Here is a 20,830-nt window from a genome sequence, read left to right as displayed (position 1 = left end):
CAGCTCCTCGATCAACCGCCGGTATTCCCTCAGCGCACCCGCCATGACTCCTCTTCCTGCAATTCCCGCCAGCGGAAGCAATCCACGGTGTGGTCGTTGACCATGCCGACCGCCTGCATGTGGGCGTAGCAGATGGTCGTGCCGACAAAGCGAAAGCCGCGCCGTTTCAGGTCGCGGCTCAGGGCGTCGGACTGGGGCGTGCTGGGCGGAACCTCCTTGATGCTCCCCCAGCCATTCCGTAGCGGCCTGCCGTCCACGAAACCCCACTGGTAGGCCGCGAAGGAGCCGAATTCCTCCTGGACCTTCAGGAAGGCGCGGGCGTTGGTGATGGTGGATTCCACCTTCAGACGGTTGCGGACGATGCCGGGGTTGGCCAGCAGTGCCGCCACCTTGTTCTCGTCGAAGCGGGCCACCGCCTCGGGATCGAAGCCGGCAAAGGCGGCGCGATAGGCCTCCCGCTTGCGCAGGATGGTGATCCAGGAGAGCCCGGCCTGGGCGCCTTCCAGCGTCAGGAACTCGAACAGCACCCGGTCGTCGTGCACCGGCACACCCCATTCCCGGTCGTGGTAGGCCTGGTAGAGCGGGTCGCTGCCGGCCCAGGCACAGCGGATAACGGCACCGGCCCCGGGCGCATTCGGCTCATCTGCCGTTCGGGCGGCTTCCCTTGCCCCCACGTTTCTCTCCTCCATGGTCAACCTCTCTCCGATCATGTTGTCTGGCTTGCGATTACAGCAGTCCCCGCTCCACGAAACTCACGTACTCGCCGTCGCCGATGACGATATGGTCCAGCACCCTGATCCCCATGATGTCGCCGGCCTCGCGCAGGCGGCGGGTGACGGCCACGTCCTCGCCGCTGGGGGCCGGGTCGCCGGTGGGATGGTTGTGGACCAGGATCATGGCTGCGGCGGATTCCCTGACGGCCGGGTTGAAGACCTCGCGGGGGTGGACGATGCTTTGGTTGAGGGAGCCCTCCGAGATCTGAACGCGGCGGATGATGCGGTTCTTGCCGTCCAGGAGCAGTGCCAGGAAATACTCCTTGCGGCTGTCGCGGAATTCGTGGTGGAAGTAGTCGAAGACCTGCCGGGGGGAGGTGAAGCGGTCGAAGCTCTCCAGCTTGCGGGCCTGAAAGCGCGAAGCAAGGGTGAAGGCGGCCTTGACGCCGGCCGCCTTGGCCAGCCCCATGCCCTTGATGGCGGTGATCTCGGTGATTTCGGCGCTGCCCAGTTCCCGCAGGTTGCTGCCGAAGTGACCGATCAGCTTGCGCCCCAGGTCGATGGCGCTCTGGCCGGTGGTCGGATCGCCGCTCCTGAGGATGAGGGCCAGGAGTTCGGCGTCGGTCAGGCCGGCCGCCCCCTGTTTGAGCATCTTTTCCCGAGGACGTTCATCCTGGGGCCATTCCTTGATCCCGCCGCTCATGATCACCTCCCGCAGTTGGGTGTGTCACTTTCCCTTCAGGGGAAGGGGTTATCTTGCCATGACGAGGGCGATCACGACACCACCCGCCAGCAGGCGATACCAGACAAACGGCGCGATACTCCGTTTCTGGACCATGCGCAACAGGAAAGCCACGCTGATATAGCCGGTGACCGCCGACACGGCGATACCGACCAGCATGGGAAGTCCTTCGCCGGCGGGGATGCCGTGCTTGGCCACGTGCAGCGTTTTGAGCAGTGCCGCTCCGGCCACGATGGGGAGCGAGAGCAGGAAGGAAAACCGGGCCGCGCTCTCGCGGGTGAAGCCCAGCATCAGGCCGGCGGTGATGGTGATGCCCGAGCGGGAAACGCCCGGGATCAGCGCCAGGCACTGGAACAGGCCGATGGTGAGGGCGCTGCCGGTTTTGACGTCGCTCAGGCCGTAGCGCCTGCGTCCCCAGCGGTCGGCAAGGCCCAGGATGATGCCGAAGACGATCAGGAAGGTGGCGATCAGCAAGGGGCTCTCACGGAAGACCTCCTCCATGGTCTGTTCGAAAAGCTTGCCGACCACACCGGCCGGGACCGTGGCAGCCAGGAGCAAAAACGGCAGCCGTTTGGCCGGCGTGTCCAGGGAGCGTGTTGCGATGGCGTCGAGGGCGGAGACCGCCAGTTGGACGATGTCCCGGCGGAAATAGACCGCCAGGGCGATCAAGGTGCCGAGATGCAGGGCCACATCGAAGGTCAGGCCCGATTCGGGCCATTTCAGAAACCAGGGCACCAGGATCAGGTGGGCGGAACTGCTGATGGGGAGTACTTCGCAAAATCCCTGGAGGGCGCCGAGGACGACGGCGTGCAACATGTTCATGAACGATTCCTTTCCGGCAAGGGGGCTGGGATGGCTACCCACCCGTCCGCACCCCTCGAAAGGGGCAGAATACTGCAAGACAGCCCCAAAGGCAACCGCCGAAACCGCTGCGTGACAACCTCGTTGCGCCCCCGTGACATTTCTGTGGGAAGCGGCACAAAAACATGGTATATACGATAGGTTTTTTTACATTAATCGCAACGGCTCTACAACGACGGGAGGCGGAATGTTCGGATTGATCCCCAAGGAAGAAAAATTTTTCCAACTATTCAAGCAGATGACGGAAAACACCATCGAGGGCGCCCTGGCCCTCAAGGATATGCTCGACAATTTTGAGAACCCCGCTGCCAGCCAGCGCAAAATCAAGGATATCGAACACAACGGCGACTCGCTCACCCACGAGATTATCCAGAAGCTGAACAAAACCTTCGTCACCCCTTTTGACCGGGAGGATATCTATGCCTTGTCCAGTGCCTTGGACGACATCCTCGATCTGATCGACGCCTCGGCCCAGCGGATCATCATGTATAACGCGGAGACCATCCCCCACGAGGCCAAGTCGCTCGGTTTCATCATCCTCCAGTCGTGCCAGGTCGTGGACAAGGCCGTGGCCATGCTGGGCAAACAGTCGAACGAACATATCTTCGAGGCGTGTGTGGAGATCAATGCCTTGGAAAACGAGGCCGACCGGGTATCCCGCGAGGCTATCAGCCGCCTGTTCGATGAGGAAAAGGACCCGATCCAACTGATCAAATGGAAGGAAATCTTCGAGACGCTGGAAAAGGCCACCGACAAGTGCGAAGACGCTGCCAACATCCTCGAGAGCGTGGTGGTGAAAAATGCTTGATCCGGTCTTGGTGATGCTTTGCCTGGTCATCCTGGCGGCGCTTCTGTTCGACTATATCAACGGATTCCACGATACGGCCAATGCCATCGCAACCTGTGTCTCGACCCGGGCGCTCTCGGTAAAGGCCGCCATCTGCATGGCTGCGGTGCTCAACTTCGCCGGCGCCATGATCTCCACCAAGGTGGCCTCCACCATCGGCAAGGGGATCGTGGACAGCGCCAACATCACCCAGATGGTGGTTCTGGCCGGTATCCTCGGCGCGATCATCTGGAACCTGATCACCTGGTATTACGGGCTTCCTTCCTCGTCCTCCCATGCCATCATCGGCGGCCTCATGGGTTCGGTGTATGCCCATGCCGGCCTCGGCGCGCTCAAATGGGGCGGTCTGGAAAAGATCGTTCTCGCCCTGCTGATCTCCCCCATATTGGGGACCATCGTTGGCTTCGCTTTCATGTTGTTCCTCTACCGCGTCTTCCACAACAGCGCCCCAAGCGCGCTCAACAAGTATTTTCGCCGCTTGCAGGTCCTTTCGGCGGCCTTCATGGCTTTCTCCCATGGGACGGCCGATGCCCAGAAATCCATGGGGGTCATCACCATGGCGCTGGTCAGTTACGGTTTCCTGAAAACCTTCGCGGTTCCCTGGGAGGTGATGGTGGCCTGCGCCACCGCCATGGCCTGTGGAACGGCCCTCGGGGGCTGGCGTATCATCAAGACCGTGGGGCGTGATTTCGTCAAGCTCCAGCCGGTGCACGGCTTCTGCGTGGAAACCGCTTCGGCCGGGGTTATCCTGGGGGCGTCGGCTTTGGGCATGCCCACCAGCACGACCCATGTCATCACGTCCACCATCCTGGGCGTCGGGCTTTCCAAGCGGCTCACGGCGGTCAACTGGAAGGTGGCCCAGCGTATCGTGCTGGCCTGGGTACTGACCATCCCGGCTTCGGGGTTGATGGCCTATCTGGCCTATCAGGTGCTGAGTCCGCTGCTCGGCAGGTAGAGGTAGGCGCCCCCCTGCGGCGGGGGCTCTCGCGCATGCACAAAAAAGGCGGGCCATCCGCCCGCCTGTTCACCCTATTCCAAGTCTTCTCCCACCTCTTCCATCTCCCTCGTTATCTCCGTCATTGAGGCATCCCGGCGTCGGAAGACGACCACCAGCCAATAGCAGAGAAAATAGGCCGCCACTGCCGAGATGAAGCCGATGATGGAGCAGCCCAGCAGCAGGGATTTGGCGTAGGGCTTGATATACTGCCATTCCAGTCCCTTGAGCGCCAGTTCGTTAACCGGCTTTCCCCGCAGGTATCTGCCGAGCTTGTAGCTGAGCGCCAAGGTCGGCACCACGGTAAACGGCGTGTTGACCCAGGCGCCGCTGATGCAGCTGACCTTGTTGAGGCGAAAGACGAAAGCCAGGGCGATGGCCAGGGGGGTGTGGAGACCGAAGAAGGGGGTGAAGCTGATGAAAACACCGACCGCAAAGCCGGCCGCAATATGGGCGGGATGACCGTCCAGCGACAGGAGGGCCTTGAACCGTTGTATGAGTTTTTTCTTATTGAACATTGGTACTCCAAACGCAAGTAACTCTAAAGCCTCCGTGTTGCTCTTGTCAACTTTTCCGGCCATGGTGAGCCAAAATTGTTGACATTCGGCGTTTTCTCATACTAGTACCTATGCAGGGTACTGCGACGGTTTTGGCCCGAATGGGTAGCGATCGGCGTGGGGAACGTCGAGTGCGGTGGAGGGGAAAAGCGGTGAGCAACATTCTACTTGTTGCACTGATGGTCTGCGGTGGCGTGGCGGTTGCGGTACAGCCATCGATCAATGCCCGGCTGGCCCAGAAGGTCGGCAGTTATGAAAGTTCCATGATCTCATTTGCCGTGGGAACGCTGGCCCTGTTGGCGGTGGTCATGCTCACCGGGCGCGGGACGTGGCGCGGCGTCACTGCCGCCAGTTGGTGGGAGTTGACCGGCGGCCTCCTGGGTGCCTTTTTCGTCACTCTGACGATCATTACCGTGCCGCGCCTCGGGACGGCAGCCGTCATGGCAGCGATCATCACCGGGCAATTGGCCGCCGGGGCGTTCCTGGATCACTATGGGCTGTTCGGGCTGCGCCACCTGCCGCTCACCCCTCAGCGGTTCCTCGGCATCGTCCTTTTGGCTGCCGGTGCGGCACTCATAATCAGACGATAGGCATATTGGTGTTTCTCTAGTCGGCATCGGGAAAGGAATGGTACGAAAAACATCATGAAGCAGAGCAAGCTGTCGCAATGGCTGCCCAAGTCCGTCCAGGCGCTCAAGGGCTATACGAGGGCCGACCTGGCGGCCGACACGACCAGCGGCATCACGGTCGGCCTGGTGGCCCTGCCGTTGGCCATGGCCTTCGGCATTTCCTCCGGCGTCACGCCCCAGGCCGGCATCTATACGGCGGTCATCGCCGGTTTCCTGATCTCGGCCCTGGGCGGTTCGCGGACCCAGATCGGCGGTCCGACCGGGGCGTTCGTGGTGGTAATTGCCGCCATCATCGCCAGGCACGGCCTTTCGGGCCTGCTGATGGTCACCATGATGGCCGGCGTAATCCTGATTTTCCTGGGGCTGACCGGCCTGGGGAATGCGGTCAAATTCATACCCAGGCCGGTTGTCATCGGTTTTACCAACGGTATCGCCATCCTGATAGCCTCCACCCAGTTCAAGGATTTCCTGGGACTGCGGGTGGCCGCCAAGGTGCCCAGCGAGTTCATCGAGCGGATGCGTTTCATCGTCCTGAACCTGGATAGGGCTGACCTGGCCGCCATTGTGCTGGCCGTGGCCTCCCTGGCCGTCATCCTGATCGTACCGCGCTTAACCCGCCGCATACCCGGTTCGATCGTCGCCCTGCTGGGGGCCACGGCCTGTGTCGCCCTGTTGGATCTCCCGGTGGAGACCATCGGCAGCAAATTCGGCGGCATCCCCACCGGCTTGCCCCATCTGCAGATCCCCCAGTTTCGCCAGGAGTTGATTATTCCGCTGCTTCCCTCGGCCCTGACCGTGGCGCTCCTGGCGGCTATCGAGAGTCTGCTCTCGGCGGTGGTGGCCGATTCCATGAGCGGCGACCGCCACAACTCCAATGTGGAACTGGTGGCCCAGGGGGTCGCCAACCTGACGGTGCCGCTGTTCGGCGGCATTCCGGTAACCGGCGCCATTGCCCGCACCGCCACCAACATTCGTTCCGGGGCGCGCTCTCCCTTCTCCGGTATTATCCATGCCCTGACCCTGCTCTGCATCATCATGTTCGCCGCGCCGCTGGCCCGCTTCATCCCCCTTGCCACCCTGGCTGCGGTGCTGTTCGTCGTGGCCTACAACATGGGCGAGTGGCACGAGATACCCATGATCCTGCGCCTCAACCGGAAAGAGATATCCGTCTGGCTGATCACCTTCGTCCTGACCGTGGCGGCCGACCTCACCATCGCCGTGGAAGTGGGCATGACCCTGGCGGCGCTCCTGTACATCTACCAGGTCTCGCGCACCACCGTGGTGGCGCCCCTGACGGCCGAGGCCATCGAAAAGGCAAAGGCTCACATCGTGCAGGATCACAGCATCCCCCATTACATCAGCATGTTTCACGTGCAGGGGCCGCTTTTGTTCGGCGCGGCGGAAAAACTGACCCGCATGGCCAATTCGGTGGAGCGTCTGCAACCGATCGTTATCCTGAGGCTGCGCTATATGACCGCCATCGACGCCACGGGCCTGTATGCCATCGAACAATTCAACGAAAAGCTCCGCGAATCGGGGCGGACGCTGCTCCTGTGCGGCACCCGGGGCCAGCCCAAAAGATTGATCTACACCTCGAACCTGCCCCATCTCCTGGGGGCGCGTAATATCCTGCCCAACATCAGTTCGGCCCTGCACCGGGCCGAGGATATCAACGGACAGTTCGGCGGGATCGGCGACGAGGCGGCCGCCGGGTTGGCGGAGGCCCCGGTATAGCGATTGACCTGCGGCCGGGAACGACCGCCACGAAAGGAGCGACAGCATGAAGACTCGATTCGTACCCATCATCCTGATTGCGTTGTGGGGAGCAACCGGTACCTGCCGGGCCAACGACTATGCCGGCGTTACGAGCCGTAAGCTGCTGACCACCTCTACGGCCAGCAACGGCCAGAAGATCTCCTATCTGGCCACCGACCAGCCGGAGGTCACGGCGCTGGTGGTGGAACTCCCCCCCGGCGGCGAGACCGGCTGGCATCGGCATAACGTGCCGGTCTACGCCTATGTGCTGTCCGGTTCCCTGGACGTGGAGATGGCCGACGGCAGGAGTTATGTCTTCCGCCAGGGGGACGCCATCGTGGGGGTGCAGAATCTTGCCCAGAACGTCAGGACCGTGGGCAATGAGCCGGCACGGCTGGTGGTTTTCTCTACCGGCGAACAGGACCGTCCCGATGTGGTAAAGGTGGAGAGGCCGAAAAGGGCACTTGAATAGCACCAGGAGGGCGCCTTGTCGCAAAGGCGCCGCACAAGACGATCATGGGGGGAACGGGCATGGCAGCAGGGACGGAGAACCTTGACGAGGCGGTGGAGATCAGCGACGGCATCTTTTGGGTGGGGACGGGCAGTAAATCGTTTTTGAATCGCAACAGTTACCTGAGGCTGTTCAACGGCGGCGGCCAGAATGCCGCCATGCTGATGGACCCGGGCCCGACCTCGGATTTCGACACGGTCGTGGCCAAGGTGGTCGGCGCTGCCGGCGACATCGCAAAGGTCAACATGCTGTTCGTCAACCACCAGGACCCGGACGTGGTCGGCAGCCTGCCGCTGTTGGCCAAGCTCAATCCCCACGCTCTTTTTCTCGCCAGCGAGGATACCTGGCGGCTGGTCAGTCTGAACGGCCTGCAAGGCAGGGATTTCCGTCCCGTGGAGCGTTTCAGGAATATGCGCATCTCGCTCCCCTCGGGGCACCGCCTGCAATTCATTCCGACCCCGTTCTGCCATTTTCGGGGCGCCTGCATGGTATACGACCTGGAATCGCGGATACTCTTTACCGGCGACCTGTTCGGCGGGATCGCCGCCTCGGGGCTTTGGGCCGACGCGACCAACTGGGCGGGCATCAAAGCCTTCCATCAGCTCTACATGCCGAGCAACGATGCCATCCGGCTGGCGGTCCGGAGGATCAGGGCACTGGACCCGCAGCCGATCATGCTGGCTCCCCAGCACGGCGGCCTCATCCAGGGCGATCTGATCGGCGATTTCCTCGATCGCATGGAGCAACTCCAGGTGGGGCTGGATATCATCATCTCCCTGAACGATAAGCTGCCGGCGCTGATCGCCGCCCTCAACGAGATCATCGCTGCCGTGCGCGCGGTGCTGGGCGAGGAGCCGACGCGCACGGTGATGAGCTATTTTCAGCCCGACGGCAGTTACCCCGCCTTCTTCGCCCTCTCCAAGGAGGGGACGGTGATGGACATCAAGGGGGACGCGATGGAATCGGTGGAATCGCTGATCCGCGCCTTTTTCAGGCATGCCGATGCCCCCCGGAAAAGTATCCTCAAGGCACGCATCCTGCGGATGCTGCTCGATCACAACCTGCCTCCCTTCGACATGCTGCTGGAACAGGAGGGGGGCGTGGCGGCAGAGTTGCTCGAGGAAGTCCGCGATGACTGACGCCGCTGTGGTGCTGATGCTACCCTGAGCGGCAAAAAGGCCGGCTCTCCATTGAGAACCGGCCTTTTGCGTGTGAAACGGAACCGCCGCGGATCAGAATTTTATCTGAACACGTTTCTTGCCGCCGCCCTCATCCTTGACCCAGAGGAGAGTCTTCTTCGAGCGGTTGCACCATTCCCGGACGTCGTTTTCGAATGTGGAGCAGTCGGCGACGACTTCCAGGATATCGCCGGGCTTCATCTTCGTTGCCAGGATGCTGACCTTCAGGGTTGGCTGCGGGCATTTCATTCCCAGACAGTCGAGTGTTTGTGTCGCCATTGTTAACCTCCCTATGTGTGATGTGTTACCAAACCCCATTAAGCGGGATATGTGGATTCGTCTGCGGGGTGGTTCATGCCGCAATCACTTTGCGTATCGTCCCGGAGCCGTGCCGCCCAGCGCGCGAATGGAGGCGACGAAGTCGTTCGTCGCCTGGGAAAATTTCTCCGCCTCTGCCGCGGAAACGTAATCGAAATAGAAACGCGCCGGATCGACGCCGAGTTGGGGCATCATCCGTTCCAACAGTTCGGCGCGACAGAAGGCCCGCAGATTCCCCTCCTTGTAGTGGCAGTCGCCCGGGTGACAGGCCAGCACCATCACCCCGTCGGCACCCTTCCGGAACGTCTCCAGAATCAGGGTCGGTTCGACCCGGCCCGAACACATGACGCGCACGACCGACAGTTCGTCAGGGACGGGCAGTTGGTTCATGCCGGTCTTGTCCGCTCCGGCATAGGAACACCAGTTGCAGAGAAAGGCCACGACCCTGACCTCGCCCGGGACGCCGTCGCTCATCATCTTCGGGGCGGGGTGTGCTGCTGCGTTGGGCATTGTTTGGCAACTCATGATAGCACCCCCTCAATTTCGGCGCGCAGCATGGCGCGGGAAAACCCCTGGGCCGTAATGGCGCCCGCCGGACAAACCGCCACGCAGGTGCCGCAGCCCCGGCAGAGAATGTCCGATATATCGGCAGCCTTGGTGGCCTCATCCCAGGAGATGGCCTTGTAGGGGCAGACCCTGATGCAGCTCTTGCACCCGGCGCATTGCTCCGCATCCACGACCGCCACCTGGGGATCGACCGTCAGGTCGCGCCCCTCCACCAGTTCCGAGAGCGCAACGCCGGCCGCCGCGGTACCCGAGGCAAAGGCCTCGCGTATGTCCCCCGGCCCGCGGCAGGTGCCGGCCAGATAGACACCCTTGAGCGGGCTGAGAAAGGAGCCGGAGAGGGCATGAATCGGAGCGATGAAGCCGGCGTCGTCCAGGCCCAGTTCCAGGAGGCGTGCCGTTTGCGTCGTTCCGGAGCCGGGCACCGTGGGCCCGCAGAGCACGATCATGTCCGCGGGGACCTCGGCGCCGTTCGATCCGCAGACGATAACACGCCCATTCGGCGTTTCGGCCACCGTCAGGTCACCGAGCCCGCCATAGCGGACCACATGACTGTGATCGTGGCCGAAGAGGCGGGCGGCGTTGATCCCGGGAACCACCTGTTCCCTGATCAGGCGGGTGACGGTCAGCCCCTCCTGTTTTGCGGCGGCGATATGGGCATATTTCAGGGCCGCCTGGCAGCAGGTGCCCGAACAGTAGCTGACGGCGTCGTCGAACGACCCTGCGCACTGTACGATGGCCAGGGAAGCGGGAGCGGAACCGTCCCCTTTGACGAGTTCGCCGCCGCTGGGACCGGTCATGGCCAGCAGCCGCTCGAAGGCATAGGCGGAGAAGACATTGTCCTTACCCGCGAAAGCGGGCGGGACGACCGGTAGCTCCTCGGCCCCGGTGGCCACGATGATGGCGCCAACTTCCACCACACTATCACGGATTGTGTCGCCGAAGTCAAGGGCGCCCTCCACCGGGCATTCGGCCAGGCAGGCCCCGCATTCCTGACCGTTCAATTTCAGACAGCGGGTGGCATCCACATGGGGCAGGTTGGGGAGCGCGCCCACAAACGGGCCATCCACGGCAGCCAGTTCGCCGCCGCAGTTCCAGGGGTTTTCCCGGCGTTCCGGGCAGACGGCGGCGCAGACCATGCAGCCGATGCAGAGTTCGGGATTCACGTACCGGGGCTGTTGGCGCAGGGAGAGCTGCCAGTTGCCGAAGCTCCCCTTGACCTCGGTCACCTCCGTCAGGGTGAGGAGCTTGATGTGCTCGCTTTCGGGCCCGTGGAGCAGCTCGCCCATGCCCGGCTCAAGCAGGCAGGGACCGCACTCCAGGTTGGGGAACAGCTCTTCGAAGCGCACCGGCATGCCGCCGAAAAAGGGTTCCCTTTCGATCAGCGTCACCCTGCGGCCGGCCCGGGCCAGGGTCAGGGCCGCCTGGATGCCGGCCGGGCCGGCGCCGATGACGGCTACGTCGGTCCGTACCGGGACGCGGCGCTCCACGAGCGGCCGGTGGTGCCGGACCCGCTTCAGGGCCGCGCCGATCAGGCGTGCCGCCTTGCGCGTCGCCTGGGCGGGATCGGCGGTAACCCACGCCACCTGTTCGCGGACGTTGATCATCTGGAGGTAATAGGGGTTGATGCCGGCCGAGGCCAGGAGGGTGCGAAAGGTCCTCTCGTGCTCCCGCGGCGAACAGGCCGCAACCACGACCCGCTCCGGCTTTTCTTCCTTCAGCCAGGCGGCCAGTTTTTCCAGATTCTCGGCACCGCAGGCCAGCTCATCGGTCGTGACGACCGGTTTGTCCGGGTGTTCGGCCAGGTGGGCCCGTACCGTGTCCCAATCAATCTTCTCGGTGATGATGCCGCTGCAGGTACACAGGATGACGGCGGTTTTGGGTTGCTTGTTCATGACGCCTCCGCGGGTGACCCCGCATTTTTCCGGGCGAGGATGGAGCGGACGGCGGTGCAGGCCCGCTGTACGGCCGCTTCAACCTCGGGAGTAAGAGCTTCGCTGAATGTGGTGACATCCCTGGCGACCACGGCCACCAGGCTGATGTCCGAGTCGTCGGGGAGCGGCATCCCCATGGCCCGGCCGATGTCGAGCGCCTCGGGGAGACCGCAATCGTGGCTGCATGCCGCATTGTGGGATGCCCTCTGGATGCCGCTCACGACCACCTCGCCCGGGGGGAGGTTCTCGTCGAGCAACGCATCGATGATGATGGCACCCCGGGTGCCGGACAGCTCCTCCAACAGCAACAGGCCGCCGGCATGGGCCTCCACAAAACGGACGCCGGGGTGCTCCTCCCCGGCAAGTTCCCGGACGACCCGGGGGCCGACACTGTCATCCGTGAGAAACGGCGATCCCAGGCCGATGACCACCATCATCACCCCCGGCTGATCCGGTCGAGAATGGTGCCGTCGTCGGAGCGGCGAACCGTGACCTCCAGCGGCGCGGTGCCGATGGCGTGGGTTGCGCAGGAACAGCAGGGATCGTACAGGCGGAACGCCATCTCGACCCGGTTGAGGATGCCGTCGCTGACTACGCCCTTATGGATCAGCCCCTTGGCGGCCTTGGCGATGGACATGCCGATGGGGGCGTTGTTGTTGGTCGTCCCGACCACCAGGTTGACGCTGGTGAGGATGCCGTGCTCATCGCAAGTGAAATGGTGCGTCAGGGTCCCGCGTGGGGCCTCCACGGAACCGATACCGACACCGGCACGACACGACACGGCCTGTCGCACCTTCGGGTCGCACAGGTCGGGGTGGTCGGCCAGCTCCTGCATCCGTTCCGCCGCATAGAGCAACTCTATCAGACGCGCCCAGTGGGTGGCGAGCCGATGATGAACCGGGCTATTGCGGCCGCCCGGGCCGGTGCCGCGGCAGCCGAAGGCGTCGAAGAACCGTTCGAACTCGGCCTGGGCGCGGGGCGTCGCCATCCGGTCGGCCACGTTGAGCCGCGCCAGGGGGGTTGCCTGGTAGACGCCGCTCGCGGGACCGTCCACGAACCCTTTCCAGCCGATCTCCTTCAGGTAGGGGAACTTGACGTAGGTCCACGGCTCCACGTGCTCGGCAATATGGTCCAGGTACTCCTGGGGGCGGTAGCGGGTGAACTCGTTGCCGGCCGGGTCCACGACCCGGATGGTGCCGTCGTAGAAGTTCGGGGCGTTATGGGCGTCCACGGTGCCCATGGAATAGGTCTGGTGGGCGTAGAGGTCGCCCTGCACCAGGTCCCGGTAGGCCGCGTTGCCCAGGACGATCCTATGGAAGGTTTCCAGGGAGAACAGGGCGAACTCGATGTTCTGCCGGGCGATCTGCCGCGCCTCATCGGCGATCTCCGGGGTGACCGCCACGCTCCAGCCTCCGGGCAGGGCGCCGCAGAGATGGACGCCCCGGCCGCCGAGTTTTTTGATCAGCTCGTGATTACGCGCCCGGCAGGCGATGACCGCCTTGCCGGCATCCAGGCCGACCTTGCGGATCACGCCGAGGATATTGCGCTCTTCCTTGGGGGCATCGGGGCCGACGATGAAATCGGGTCCGCCGAGGCAGTAGAAATGGGTGGTATGGTCGGTGACGAAAAACGCGCTGTAGATCAACTCCCGGATCCGGGCCGCCGCGGGGAGGCAGGGGGTCCCGAACAGTTCGTCGAGGGCCTTGGCCGCGGCGATGTGGTGGGCTTCGGGGCATACCCCGCAGATGCGGTTGGTGATGTTGGGCATCTCCTCGGCCTGGCGGCCGACGCAGAACGACTCGAAGCCGCGCAGCTCGGGAACCTGAAAGTAGGCGGAAACCACCTCGCCGGCGTCGTCCAGAAAGATCTCGATCCTGCCGTGCCCCTCAAGGCGGGTGATGGGGTCGATGGTGATGCGTTGGTTCATGGTTCAACCTCCGGGCGGCGGTCGGCAACCACGGTCGTTGCCAGGGTGTAGCGATAAAAGGTCCCGAGCGGATCGGCCACGCCGGCCAGGGCGCCGTGCAGATGGGCGTGGATATCGGCTTCCGCCTTGCCGCCGGACGCTCCGGGATCGACGACCGCGGCCAGGGCGGACAGCGCGGCTGCGCCGGGATCGGCATCCTGGTCGAGGGCGCCGTAGCAGCCGGTACAGGGCATGGCGACGGCGGGGCAGAGGGCGCCGCACCCGCCGTGGGTGGCCGTACCGATGCACGGGAATCCCTGTTCGGCCAGGCACCAGCCAGCCTCGGGAAGCGCCTCAAAAGGGCGTATCAGGCGGGCGGCCAGGGAACCGCGCTTTTCGCGGCCGCATTGGTCGCAGACGGCCCGGGCCGTGCAGCCGAGCAGCGTGCCGTTTTCCGGCAGCGGTTTGCCCGAGGCGATGTGGCGGATGACGGCGACGATCTGTTCCGGCTCGGGGGGGCAGCCCGGCATGGTGTAGTCAACCGTCACGGCCTCGTGCACGGCCAGCACCCGTTGGAGGAATGCCGGCAACTCCAGCTCACCGCCCGGTACGGGAGAGGTTGCCCCCGGGATCAACTCCTGCGGGTTATCGGCGCTTGCCGAGGTGCGGAAAACGGTTTCGAGCACATGGCCGATGCCGTGCTGGTTGGCCAGGGCCGGGATGCCGCCGCTGGCGGCGCAGGCGCCGAAGGCGACGAACAGTTGGGACTTGCGGCGCAGCAGTTCGGCCATCTCCAGGTTTTCCTCGGTCCGCAGGGCGCCATTGAACAGGGTCAGGAAGATCGCCTTGTCGGGCAACGCCTCGATATCCGCCCGTTTGGTGTCCAGGAGACAGGGACAGAACATGAAATCGAAGTGGGCATCGACCTCAAGGAGCGCTTCGTTGATGTTTGCCAGGGCGATCTCGCAACCGCCGCAGGATGCGGCCCAGTACATGGCGAGTTTTGGTTTGAGGGTTGGCATGGCGCCTCCTTTGTGTCGTGGTCAGAGCCGGTCGGCAATGCCGCATGCCTCATGGACGGCCTCGGCGGTGGCGATGACCGCGCCGCTGAGGCCGTCGATCGATTCGTGCAGGGAACCGCACTCTTGTGCCGGTTTGTCGGCAACGTGCAAGAGATTATGGGATTGCTGCGTCACCGCCGTGGCCGGTGAATCGACCGACCGGGATACGTTTCCGGAGCGTCCGGCTGCGGCGGGATGGACATGAGGCGCGGGTGTTTTACATGGACAGGATTGCTAAAGTCCTTTTGTCTCCGCGATGAACGAACTCCCCTCGGCGGCTGTCACTCCGCCGGGGGCGGCAATCAGCACTTTTCAACGGGGCTCCCTGAGGCCGTAATCTCGGCAACAACCAGTTCGGCCAGTCCCGGAAGCTTCCCGGCCAACAGGGGCGACAATTCGGCACCCGCTTCGTAGGAGGCAGGGATGATGCCGAACAGGGTTACCTTCTCGGGACAGCGATCACGGATCTCGGAGAGCGCCAGCACCTCCTGGATGCCGATCTGGTGGGGCGACATCTTGATGGGCAGTTTGCCCAGCATGAAGTCCTCCTTCTCGTAGCGGTAGATATCTCCCGGCTCGCCCGTGGCCTCGATGACGTCCACCAGAAAGACCTGGTCGGCTTCCTCCAGCATGTGGCAGACCATGATGCCGAGCGTTCCGCCGTCGTACAGGGTGACGTCGTCGGGGAAAACGTAGTGTTTCTGCAGGTACTCAATAAAGTGGACCCCAAAGCCTTCATCGGAGAGGAGCAGGTTGCCGGCGCCGAAGATAAGTGTTTTCATCGTAATTGTCCTTTTCCATCACTAAGAGGTCGTTTCAGACTACTATGGGCTGGGATTGAGCTGCCATCCCGCTTCACTCGTTTATAGCACGTTACAGCCCCTGCCAAAGACACAAAGAGCACAAAGGCGACTGACAACAGGAACATGCGACTCGTGTGCTCTAAGTCTCTTCACTGTTGTCAGCGCCCATTGTGCTTCTGGTGCGAGAGTTGCTCCGTGACGACTACATCACCTTGACGTTCGTGATCTCTTTCCCTTCCGGATCGATGGTATGCACCGCACAGGCGATACAAGGGTCGAAGGAGTGGATGGTCCGCAGCACTTCCAACGGTTTGTCGGCCTGCGCCACGGGGTTGCCGACCAACGAGGCCTCATACGGGCCGAGCGCACCTTTGTCGTCACGCGGCGAGGCGTTCCAGGTCGAGGGAACGACGGCCTGGTAGTTCTTGATCTTGCGGTTTTCGATCACGATCCAGTGAGACAGGGTGCCGCGCGGCGCTTCGTGGAAACCGACGCCCTTGTACTCGCCTTTGGGGATCTCGGTGGGATTGGCGTAGACCTTGTCGCCTTTGCCCACGTTTTCCACCAGCTTGTCCAGATACTCCAGAGAGTAGTCGGCCATCAGATGGGCACGGATGGCGCGGGCGCCGAGACGGCCCATGGTGGAGTGCAGGTCGTTCACGCCGACGCCGATCTTGGCGCAGCTTGCGTCCACCAGTTTCCGGACCTTTTCGTTGCCGCCGGCATAGGCGGCAAACAGCTGTGCCGGCGGACCGACCTGAACCGGTTTGCCGTCCAGGCGGGGAGCCTTGCACCACGTGTATTTGCCGTTGTCCTGGAAGTCGGTGTAGTTCGGTTTGGTCTCGCCGTCCCATGGATGCAGGGTGCCGTTTCCTTCGTACCAGGCGTGGGACACGTTTTCCTTGATGTTGGCGATCAGGTCCAGGTCCTGGTGGTTGGTGACGATGCGTGCCTTCTTGATGTCGCCGCCGTTGATGATGGCGCCCGGCAGGGCGAACTTGGTGTTCTTGGTGTCCTCGGGCATCTCCGGCACGGCCAGGTAGTTGACCACGCCGCGGCCGTATTTGAACCAATCCTTGTAGATGGAGGCGATGGCCACCATGTCCGGATAGTAGACCTGCTGGACAAAGTCGCGGGTCTCCGTCATGAGGGTCTTCAGTGAGGCGATCTTCTCCATGTTGAGGGTGGCCAGGTTTTCCATGTTGATGGCGGTAGCGACACCGCCGACGCACAGGTTCTGGATGTGGGGGTTCTTGCCCCCCAGAATGGCGATGGCCTGGGCGGCTTTGCGCTGATAATCCAGGGCCTTGAGGTAATGGGCAACCGCCATGAGGTTGGCCTCGGGCGGCAGTTTCATGGCCGGGTGGCCCCAGTAGCCGGAGGCGAAGATGCCGAGGCGTCCGGTTTCCACGAAGGATTTCAACTTCTGCTGGACGGCCTTGAATTCGGTTTCACTGTTGCCCGGCCAGTTGGAGATGGACTGGGCCAGTTGGGCGGTCTTCTTGGGGTCGGCCTTGAGGGCCGAGACCACATCCACCCAGTCCAGGGCGGACAGGTGGTAGAAGTGGACGATATGGTCCTGCACCGAATGCTGGGCCATGATGATGTTTCGGATGTACTGGGCGTTCAGCGGGACATCGACCTTGAGGGCGTGTTCCACGGAACGGATCGAGGAGATGGCGTGGACCGTGGTGCACACGCCGCAGAAACGCTGGGCGTAGATCCAGGCATCCTGGGGAGGGCGGTCTTTCAGGATGGTTTCGATGCCGCGCCACATCTGGGCGGACGACCAGGCATTGGTGACGACGCCACCGTTTACTTCTGCATCAATTCTCAGGTGACCTTCGATACGGGTGATCGGGTCAAGGGTAATGCGGGCCATGTATTTCCTCCGTTATCGGTTTTTATGTATTGAATCCATCAACATAGAGCGATTGTATCTTGGCTTACGCCTTTTCACCCATGGGGTGCCCTGCTGCGTGCTGTTCACGGGTGTGCAGTTTCGGCAGGACCGGCAGAATCTTGACCAGCACCTGGTAGCCCAGGATCTCGAAGGCAACGATGCCGACCGTGATCATCACTTCGGCCAGCGCCGGGAAGTAATGCCACCCTTTGCCGGGGTTGAAACCGATCAGATAGACGTTGAAACGGTACAGCGCCCCGCCCAGCACGATCAGGGCGGCTGAAACGAACAGCCAGCGGACGGATTCCCGTTTGCGTTTGCTGAACAACAGCAGGGAGCCGCAGGCGATCAGGCAGAACTCGAGCAGGAAGAAGCGCGAGTAGAAGTCGAAGGAGAGCGCTTTGCCCAGTTGACCGCGCCATGCCAGGTCGCCGATGACGACGCAGAGCCAGATGACCGTCAGAAAGGGGATGATGCGTGCCAGCCCCGAAAGCTCCTTGGTCTCGAAGGGACGTTTGAAAGCGTAGCATGAGAGGACCGATTCCAGAATGGCGATGGAGTAGCCGATATACATGCAGTTGATCAGGAACAGGAGCGGCAGGAAGCCGGTATGCCACAGCGGGTGCAGCTTGGTCGATGCGATCAAAAGGAGCGAGCCGAGCGACGACTGGTGCATGGTCGGCAGGGTGATGCCCAGGACGATGATGAAGATCAGAACCTTGTCGAGCCGGGGGCGAGCCCAGGCCGCCAGTTCCTTGACCTTGTCGAGCCGATCGCCGATCCGTTCGGGACGCTCCATGCCGAGGCGGCCGTATACCAGATCCAGCATATGCTGCAAGGTCTTCCATTCGGTCTTTTCCAGCGTCGTCAGGATGGCGGGCAGAAATTCCATGATCAGAACCGTGGTGTAGGCCATGACGCAGACGGCGACTTCGAACATGGCGGAGTTTACCTGCCACTTGGAAGGAACGAAGAAGTTGTAGGCGTTCCAGGGGCGCCCCACGTCCACCATGACCGAAAAACCGGCCAGTCCGTATCCGAACATACTGGTCAGGATGGCGGAACGGATCATGGGGTGGTAGTGCATGCGGTTGCGGATGTAGATCAGGATCGCCATGGCGTAGCCGCCGCAGGCGATGGCCGTGCCGGTGGCGACGTCGTAGGTGATCCAGATGCCCCAGGGGTAGCCGTCGCTCATGTTGGATACGGCGCCGATCCCCTTGATGAAGCGGAGCGCGATCAGGGCGAACCCGATCAGGGTCAAGGTCAGAAGAACTATGAACGAGGGGGTCAAGATCTTCGCTTCATGTACCTGGTACTCATCGTGTCCCATCAGTGATGGCCCCCCTTGTCGGTATTGGTGTCATGCCCGCCCTCTTCCCCGCCGTGTTTTTTCATGTTTTTCAACGCGATGAAGCAGAGCGTGCTGTAGAGCGCCACCGGGGCGATGAAGCCCTTGTAGATGGTGTGCTGGATCTTTTCCGAAAATTCGGCGGGCGCCTCGTCCTTGAGCGTCGGCAGGCCCAGTTTGTTGAACTGCATGCTGGCGAGATAGAGATGGTTGGTGCCGCCGAGTTCGTTTGCGCCATAGATGTGGTTGATGTACTTGCCCGGATTCTCCCGCAGCCGTTTTTCTGCCTCTTCCAGGAGATCCTTGCGTTTGCCGAACATGATCGCGCCGGCCGGGCAGACCTCGGCGCAGGCGCTGATCCCCTTCTTCGGCAGATTGGTGTTCTTGCACAGATCGCATTTGACGATCTGGGGGATTGCGCGGTCCCACTGGAATTTGGGGATGTTGTAGGCGCAGGCGACCTGGCAGTAGCGGCAGCCGATGCAGGTATTCTTGTTGTAATCCACGATGCCGGTTTCCGGATCGCGCGTCATGGCGGCAACCGGGCAGACCGAAACGCAGGACGGCTTCTGGCAGTGCATGCAGGAGTATTTGACGTAGGACCACTCCTGTTCGGACTGCTTGAAGAGCTTGATCAGGGTGCGGGTACTCCCCGACAGGTCTTCGGGGGCATCCCACAGGCCGTCGGTGTCGAATTTGGCGCGCTCGTACGAGAGGCTGCCGTAATCGCCGTTGACCCGCTTGCAGGCAGACATGCAGGCTTTGCAGCCGACGCACTTGGTGGCGTCGTACAGCATGCCGATGGTTTCATTGTTGATCTTGTGCCCCTCATTGGCCACGGCAGCCTTCTTGCCGGCCAGCAGGGCCGCGCCGGTGGCGCCCATGATTTTGAGGAACTGGCGTCTACTCGGTTTTCCCATGGTCATCTCCCTTCTCCGGACCATCCGGCAGCCTCTTGGCCATCATGACACCCGCACCGATGGCGGCGCCGGCGGCAAGACCGATGACGCCGGTGGTCAGAGGATCGGGACCCTTGCCTTTTTCCTTCAGGTCGATCGGAGCATAGCTATCGAACGGCGTCGGTTCGTGAATCTGAACCTTGTCGGCGATGGCGGTTTTGAAAAGCAGGTCCGGCTCGGTGCAGCCGATGCAGGGGTGCCCCACGGAAACCGGCCAGACCGCCACATCGTTGAAGCGCAGCACCGAACAGTTGGCATAGGTGGCCGGTCCCTTGCAGCCCAGTTTGTAGAGGCAGTACCCCTGGCTGTGCCCCTCGTCGCCGTAGGCGCGGGCGAAACGGCCGGCGTCGAAATGGGGGCGGCGTTCGCAGTGCTCGTGGATCCGGCGGCCGAAAGCGAATTTGGGGCGGCCCATCTGATCCAGTTCGGGCAGCTTTTTGAACGTTACGTAGTAGAGAACGGTCGAAAGGAAGTTGTAAGGGTTGGGAGGGCAGCCGGGGATGTTGATGATCGGCTTGTCCTTGACGATGTCGCGTACCCCCACGGCGCCGGTGGGGTTGGGGCCGACGGATTGGATACCGCCGTAGCTGGCGCAGGTGCCCATGGAGATGATGGCGGCAGCGCCCTCGGCGGCATGCTTCAGCGAATCCAGAGCCGTTTTACCGTGGACCTTGCAGTAGATGCCGTTGTCCTTGGTGGGGATGGCGCCCTCGACGACCAGGATATAGTTTCCTTTGTTGGCCAGCAAGGAGTCGGTCAGGGATTTTTCGGCCTGATGTCCGGAGCCGACCATGAGGGTCTCGTGGTAGTCCAGGGAGATCATGTCGAGGATCAGGTTGGAGACGGTTGGATGCGTCGAACGCAGCAGTGACTCCGAACAACCGGTGCACTCTTGGAAATGGAGCCAGATTACTGCTGGCCTGTTGTCGCTCTTCTGGGCCGCTTGGGCAACTTTGGTAACCATCCCGTAGGGAAGCCCCAGCATGGCTGATACGGTCATGCAGGTCTTCATGAAGTCTCGACGGGTAACGCCGGGGAAAAGGCCCTCTTTTGTCATTGCATCCTCCGCTGTCATGTACTTGAGTATGTGGCTGGTTAAAAACCTTGTAGTATACGGCAACAGGCGTGCCAATCTTGCTTTTTGGAGCGACTTGCTGCAACTGTTTATAATTGCTGAATTCGTTGTGTTTGCGGCCAGGCGGGTAGACGACAAAACAAAACAACGGTTGCGTCTTTTTGGCACA

General features: G+C 62.3%; 22 protein-coding genes. 6 read left to right on the top strand and 16 right to left on the bottom strand.

Going from position 1 to position 20,830, the window contains the following annotated elements; genetic code table 11:
* Window positions 1-29: 29 nt before the first annotated feature.
* The 3 genes from F6V30_RS01895 to uppP are packed head-to-tail and all read right to left on the bottom strand — an operon-like array spanning window position 30 to window position 2,277.
* On the bottom strand, window positions 30-689 hold the full coding sequence (locus tag F6V30_RS01895) for a DNA-3-methyladenine glycosylase I (RefSeq protein ID WP_151154824.1): 660 nt from the start codon (window positions 687-689) through the stop codon (window positions 30-32).
* A 37-nt stretch (window positions 690-726) separates the two neighbouring features.
* Window positions 727-1,416: a RadC family protein gene (gene radC / locus F6V30_RS01890; protein ID WP_151154823.1), complete on the bottom strand. Its 690-nt coding sequence runs from the start codon at window positions 1,414-1,416 to the stop codon at window positions 727-729.
* A gap of 48 nt (window positions 1,417-1,464) precedes the next feature.
* Window positions 1,465-2,277, bottom strand: a complete 813-nt coding sequence (gene uppP / locus F6V30_RS01885) for an undecaprenyl-diphosphatase UppP (RefSeq protein WP_151154822.1) — start codon at window positions 2,275-2,277, stop codon at window positions 1,465-1,467.
* Window positions 2,278-2,503: 226 nt separating this feature from the next.
* Between uppP and F6V30_RS01880 the strand changes: the two genes are divergently transcribed.
* Together F6V30_RS01880 and F6V30_RS01875 are read left to right on the top strand one after the other, a co-directional pair.
* Window positions 2,504-3,124, top strand: coding sequence for a DUF47 domain-containing protein (locus tag F6V30_RS01880; protein WP_149307235.1), 621 nt, complete (start codon window positions 2,504-2,506; stop codon window positions 3,122-3,124).
* Window positions 3,117-4,118, top strand: coding sequence for an inorganic phosphate transporter (locus F6V30_RS01875; RefSeq protein WP_151154821.1), 1,002 nt, complete (start codon window positions 3,117-3,119; stop codon window positions 4,116-4,118). The genes F6V30_RS01880 and F6V30_RS01875 overlap by 8 nt, the downstream gene beginning before the upstream one ends.
* A 74-nt stretch (window positions 4,119-4,192) precedes the next feature.
* On the opposite strand, the gene F6V30_RS01870 is transcribed toward F6V30_RS01875, so the two are convergent.
* On the bottom strand, window positions 4,193-4,675 hold the full coding sequence (locus tag F6V30_RS01870) for a DUF2062 domain-containing protein (RefSeq protein ID WP_151128356.1): 483 nt from the start codon (window positions 4,673-4,675) through the stop codon (window positions 4,193-4,195).
* Window positions 4,676-4,866: 191 nt separating this feature from the next.
* Here F6V30_RS01870 and F6V30_RS01865 point away from each other — a divergent pair, with 191 nt between their 5' ends.
* From F6V30_RS01865 to F6V30_RS01850, 4 genes are read left to right on the top strand one after another with little or no spacing between them, the layout of a single operon-like run.
* On the top strand, window positions 4,867-5,304 hold the full coding sequence (locus F6V30_RS01865) for a DMT family transporter (RefSeq protein ID WP_151154820.1): 438 nt from the start codon (window positions 4,867-4,869) through the stop codon (window positions 5,302-5,304).
* Window positions 5,305-5,358: 54 nt separating this feature from the next.
* Window positions 5,359-7,077 (top strand): SulP family inorganic anion transporter, encoded by a 1,719-nt coding sequence (locus F6V30_RS01860; protein WP_151154819.1) that lies wholly within the window; start codon window positions 5,359-5,361, stop codon window positions 7,075-7,077.
* Between the two features lie 46 nt (window positions 7,078-7,123).
* On the top strand, window positions 7,124-7,570 hold the full coding sequence (locus tag F6V30_RS01855; RefSeq protein WP_151154818.1) for a cupin domain-containing protein: 447 nt from the start codon (window positions 7,124-7,126) through the stop codon (window positions 7,568-7,570).
* A 59-nt stretch (window positions 7,571-7,629) separates the two neighbouring features.
* Window positions 7,630-8,748 (top strand): oxygen-binding di-iron domain-containing protein, encoded by a 1,119-nt coding sequence (locus tag F6V30_RS01850; protein WP_151154817.1) that lies wholly within the window; start codon window positions 7,630-7,632, stop codon window positions 8,746-8,748.
* A 93-nt stretch (window positions 8,749-8,841) separates the two neighbouring features.
* On the opposite strand, the gene F6V30_RS01845 is transcribed toward F6V30_RS01850, so the two are convergent.
* From F6V30_RS01845 to F6V30_RS01795, 12 genes are all read right to left on the bottom strand, one after another.
* The gene (locus tag F6V30_RS01845) at window positions 8,842-9,066 is read right to left on the bottom strand and encodes a sulfurtransferase TusA family protein (protein ID WP_149307229.1); all 225 of its coding nucleotides are present in this window, start codon (window positions 9,064-9,066) and stop codon (window positions 8,842-8,844) included.
* Between the two features lie 84 nt (window positions 9,067-9,150).
* The gene (locus tag F6V30_RS01840) at window positions 9,151-9,630 is read right to left on the bottom strand and encodes a hydrogenase iron-sulfur subunit (protein ID WP_151154816.1); all 480 of its coding nucleotides are present in this window, start codon (window positions 9,628-9,630) and stop codon (window positions 9,151-9,153) included.
* Complete coding sequence (locus tag F6V30_RS01835; protein ID WP_151154815.1) at window positions 9,627-11,564, bottom strand: CoB--CoM heterodisulfide reductase iron-sulfur subunit A family protein; 1,938 nt, start codon at window positions 11,562-11,564, stop codon at window positions 9,627-9,629. Before F6V30_RS01835 ends, F6V30_RS01840 begins: the two co-directional genes overlap by 4 nt.
* Window positions 11,561-12,040 (bottom strand): hydrogenase maturation protease, encoded by a 480-nt coding sequence (locus F6V30_RS01830; RefSeq protein WP_246163322.1) that lies wholly within the window; start codon window positions 12,038-12,040, stop codon window positions 11,561-11,563. The genes F6V30_RS01835 and F6V30_RS01830 overlap by 4 nt, the downstream gene beginning before the upstream one ends.
* Window positions 12,040-13,530, bottom strand: coding sequence for a Ni/Fe hydrogenase subunit alpha (locus F6V30_RS01825; protein ID WP_151154813.1), 1,491 nt, complete (start codon window positions 13,528-13,530; stop codon window positions 12,040-12,042). Before F6V30_RS01825 ends, F6V30_RS01830 begins: the two co-directional genes overlap by 1 nt.
* Window positions 13,527-14,531, bottom strand: coding sequence for an NADH-quinone oxidoreductase subunit B family protein (locus F6V30_RS01820; protein WP_151154812.1), 1,005 nt, complete (start codon window positions 14,529-14,531; stop codon window positions 13,527-13,529). The genes F6V30_RS01825 and F6V30_RS01820 overlap by 4 nt, the downstream gene beginning before the upstream one ends.
* 21 nt (window positions 14,532-14,552) lie before the next feature.
* Window positions 14,553-14,705 carry a hypothetical protein gene (locus F6V30_RS16965; protein ID WP_191965542.1) on the bottom strand — a complete coding sequence of 51 codons (153 nt, stop codon included), beginning with the start codon at window positions 14,703-14,705 and terminating at the stop codon, window positions 14,553-14,555.
* Window positions 14,706-14,872: 167 nt separating this feature from the next.
* Window positions 14,873-15,352 (bottom strand): HyaD/HybD family hydrogenase maturation endopeptidase, encoded by a 480-nt coding sequence (locus F6V30_RS01815; protein WP_151154811.1) that lies wholly within the window; start codon window positions 15,350-15,352, stop codon window positions 14,873-14,875.
* Window positions 15,353-15,575: 223 nt separating this feature from the next.
* Window positions 15,576-17,255, bottom strand: coding sequence for a nickel-dependent hydrogenase large subunit (locus F6V30_RS01810; protein WP_151154810.1), 1,680 nt, complete (start codon window positions 17,253-17,255; stop codon window positions 15,576-15,578).
* A gap of 64 nt (window positions 17,256-17,319) precedes the next feature.
* A complete protein-coding gene (gene hybB, locus F6V30_RS01805; protein ID WP_151154809.1) occupies window positions 17,320-18,609 on the bottom strand; it encodes a Ni/Fe-hydrogenase cytochrome b subunit in 1,290 nt (429 codons plus the stop codon).
* Complete coding sequence (hybA, locus tag F6V30_RS01800; RefSeq protein ID WP_151154808.1) at window positions 18,609-19,547, bottom strand: hydrogenase 2 operon protein HybA; 939 nt, start codon at window positions 19,545-19,547, stop codon at window positions 18,609-18,611. The genes hybB and hybA overlap by 1 nt, the downstream gene beginning before the upstream one ends.
* Window positions 19,531-20,643: a hydrogenase small subunit gene (locus F6V30_RS01795; protein ID WP_151154807.1), complete on the bottom strand. Its 1,113-nt coding sequence runs from the start codon at window positions 20,641-20,643 to the stop codon at window positions 19,531-19,533. The genes hybA and F6V30_RS01795 overlap by 17 nt, the downstream gene beginning before the upstream one ends.
* Between the last annotated feature and the right edge of the window lie 187 nt (window positions 20,644-20,830).

The sequence above is a fragment of the Oryzomonas sagensis genome (assembly GCF_008802355.1).
Lineage (GTDB): Bacteria > Desulfobacterota > Desulfuromonadia > Geobacterales > Pseudopelobacteraceae > Oryzomonas > Oryzomonas sagensis.
This window is presented reverse-complemented; position numbering and strand designations above follow the sequence as displayed.

What these genes read in the sequence shown, in the direction of transcription:
- F6V30_RS01820 (WP_151154812.1), bottom strand. Translation starts at nt 14,531, where the DNA reads ATGCCAACCCTCAAACCAAAACTCGCCATGTACTGGGCCGCATCCTGC.
- hybA (WP_151154808.1), bottom strand. Translation starts at nt 19,547, where the DNA reads ATGGGAAAACCGAGTAGACGCCAGTTCCTCAAAATCATGGGCGCCACC.
- hybB (WP_151154809.1), bottom strand. Translation starts at nt 18,609, where the DNA reads ATGGGACACGATGAGTACCAGGTACATGAAGCGAAGATCTTGACCCCC.
- F6V30_RS01845 (WP_149307229.1), bottom strand. Translation starts at nt 9,066, where the DNA reads ATGGCGACACAAACACTCGACTGTCTGGGAATGAAATGCCCGCAGCCA.
- F6V30_RS01830 (WP_246163322.1), bottom strand. Translation starts at nt 12,040, where the DNA reads ATGATGGTGGTCATCGGCCTGGGATCGCCGTTTCTCACGGATGACAGT.
- F6V30_RS01855 (WP_151154818.1), top strand. Translation starts at nt 7,124, where the DNA reads ATGAAGACTCGATTCGTACCCATCATCCTGATTGCGTTGTGGGGAGCA.
- radC (WP_151154823.1), bottom strand. Translation starts at nt 1,416, where the DNA reads ATGAGCGGCGGGATCAAGGAATGGCCCCAGGATGAACGTCCTCGGGAA.
- uppP (WP_151154822.1), bottom strand. Translation starts at nt 2,277, where the DNA reads ATGAACATGTTGCACGCCGTCGTCCTCGGCGCCCTCCAGGGATTTTGC.
- F6V30_RS01840 (WP_151154816.1), bottom strand. Translation starts at nt 9,630, where the DNA reads ATGAGTTGCCAAACAATGCCCAACGCAGCAGCACACCCCGCCCCGAAG.
- F6V30_RS01825 (WP_151154813.1), bottom strand. Translation starts at nt 13,530, where the DNA reads ATGAACCAACGCATCACCATCGACCCCATCACCCGCCTTGAGGGGCAC.
- F6V30_RS01880 (WP_149307235.1), top strand. Translation starts at nt 2,504, where the DNA reads ATGTTCGGATTGATCCCCAAGGAAGAAAAATTTTTCCAACTATTCAAG.
- F6V30_RS01810 (WP_151154810.1), bottom strand. Translation starts at nt 17,255, where the DNA reads ATGGCCCGCATTACCCTTGACCCGATCACCCGTATCGAAGGTCACCTG.
- F6V30_RS01875 (WP_151154821.1), top strand. Translation starts at nt 3,117, where the DNA reads ATGCTTGATCCGGTCTTGGTGATGCTTTGCCTGGTCATCCTGGCGGCG.
- F6V30_RS01815 (WP_151154811.1), bottom strand. Translation starts at nt 15,352, where the DNA reads ATGAAAACACTTATCTTCGGCGCCGGCAACCTGCTCCTCTCCGATGAA.
- F6V30_RS01835 (WP_151154815.1), bottom strand. Translation starts at nt 11,564, where the DNA reads ATGAACAAGCAACCCAAAACCGCCGTCATCCTGTGTACCTGCAGCGGC.
- F6V30_RS01795 (WP_151154807.1), bottom strand. Translation starts at nt 20,643, where the DNA reads ATGACAAAAGAGGGCCTTTTCCCCGGCGTTACCCGTCGAGACTTCATG.
- F6V30_RS01860 (WP_151154819.1), top strand. Translation starts at nt 5,359, where the DNA reads ATGAAGCAGAGCAAGCTGTCGCAATGGCTGCCCAAGTCCGTCCAGGCG.
- F6V30_RS01870 (WP_151128356.1), bottom strand. Translation starts at nt 4,675, where the DNA reads ATGTTCAATAAGAAAAAACTCATACAACGGTTCAAGGCCCTCCTGTCG.
- F6V30_RS01895 (WP_151154824.1), bottom strand. Translation starts at nt 689, where the DNA reads ATGGAGGAGAGAAACGTGGGGGCAAGGGAAGCCGCCCGAACGGCAGAT.
- F6V30_RS01850 (WP_151154817.1), top strand. Translation starts at nt 7,630, where the DNA reads ATGGCAGCAGGGACGGAGAACCTTGACGAGGCGGTGGAGATCAGCGAC.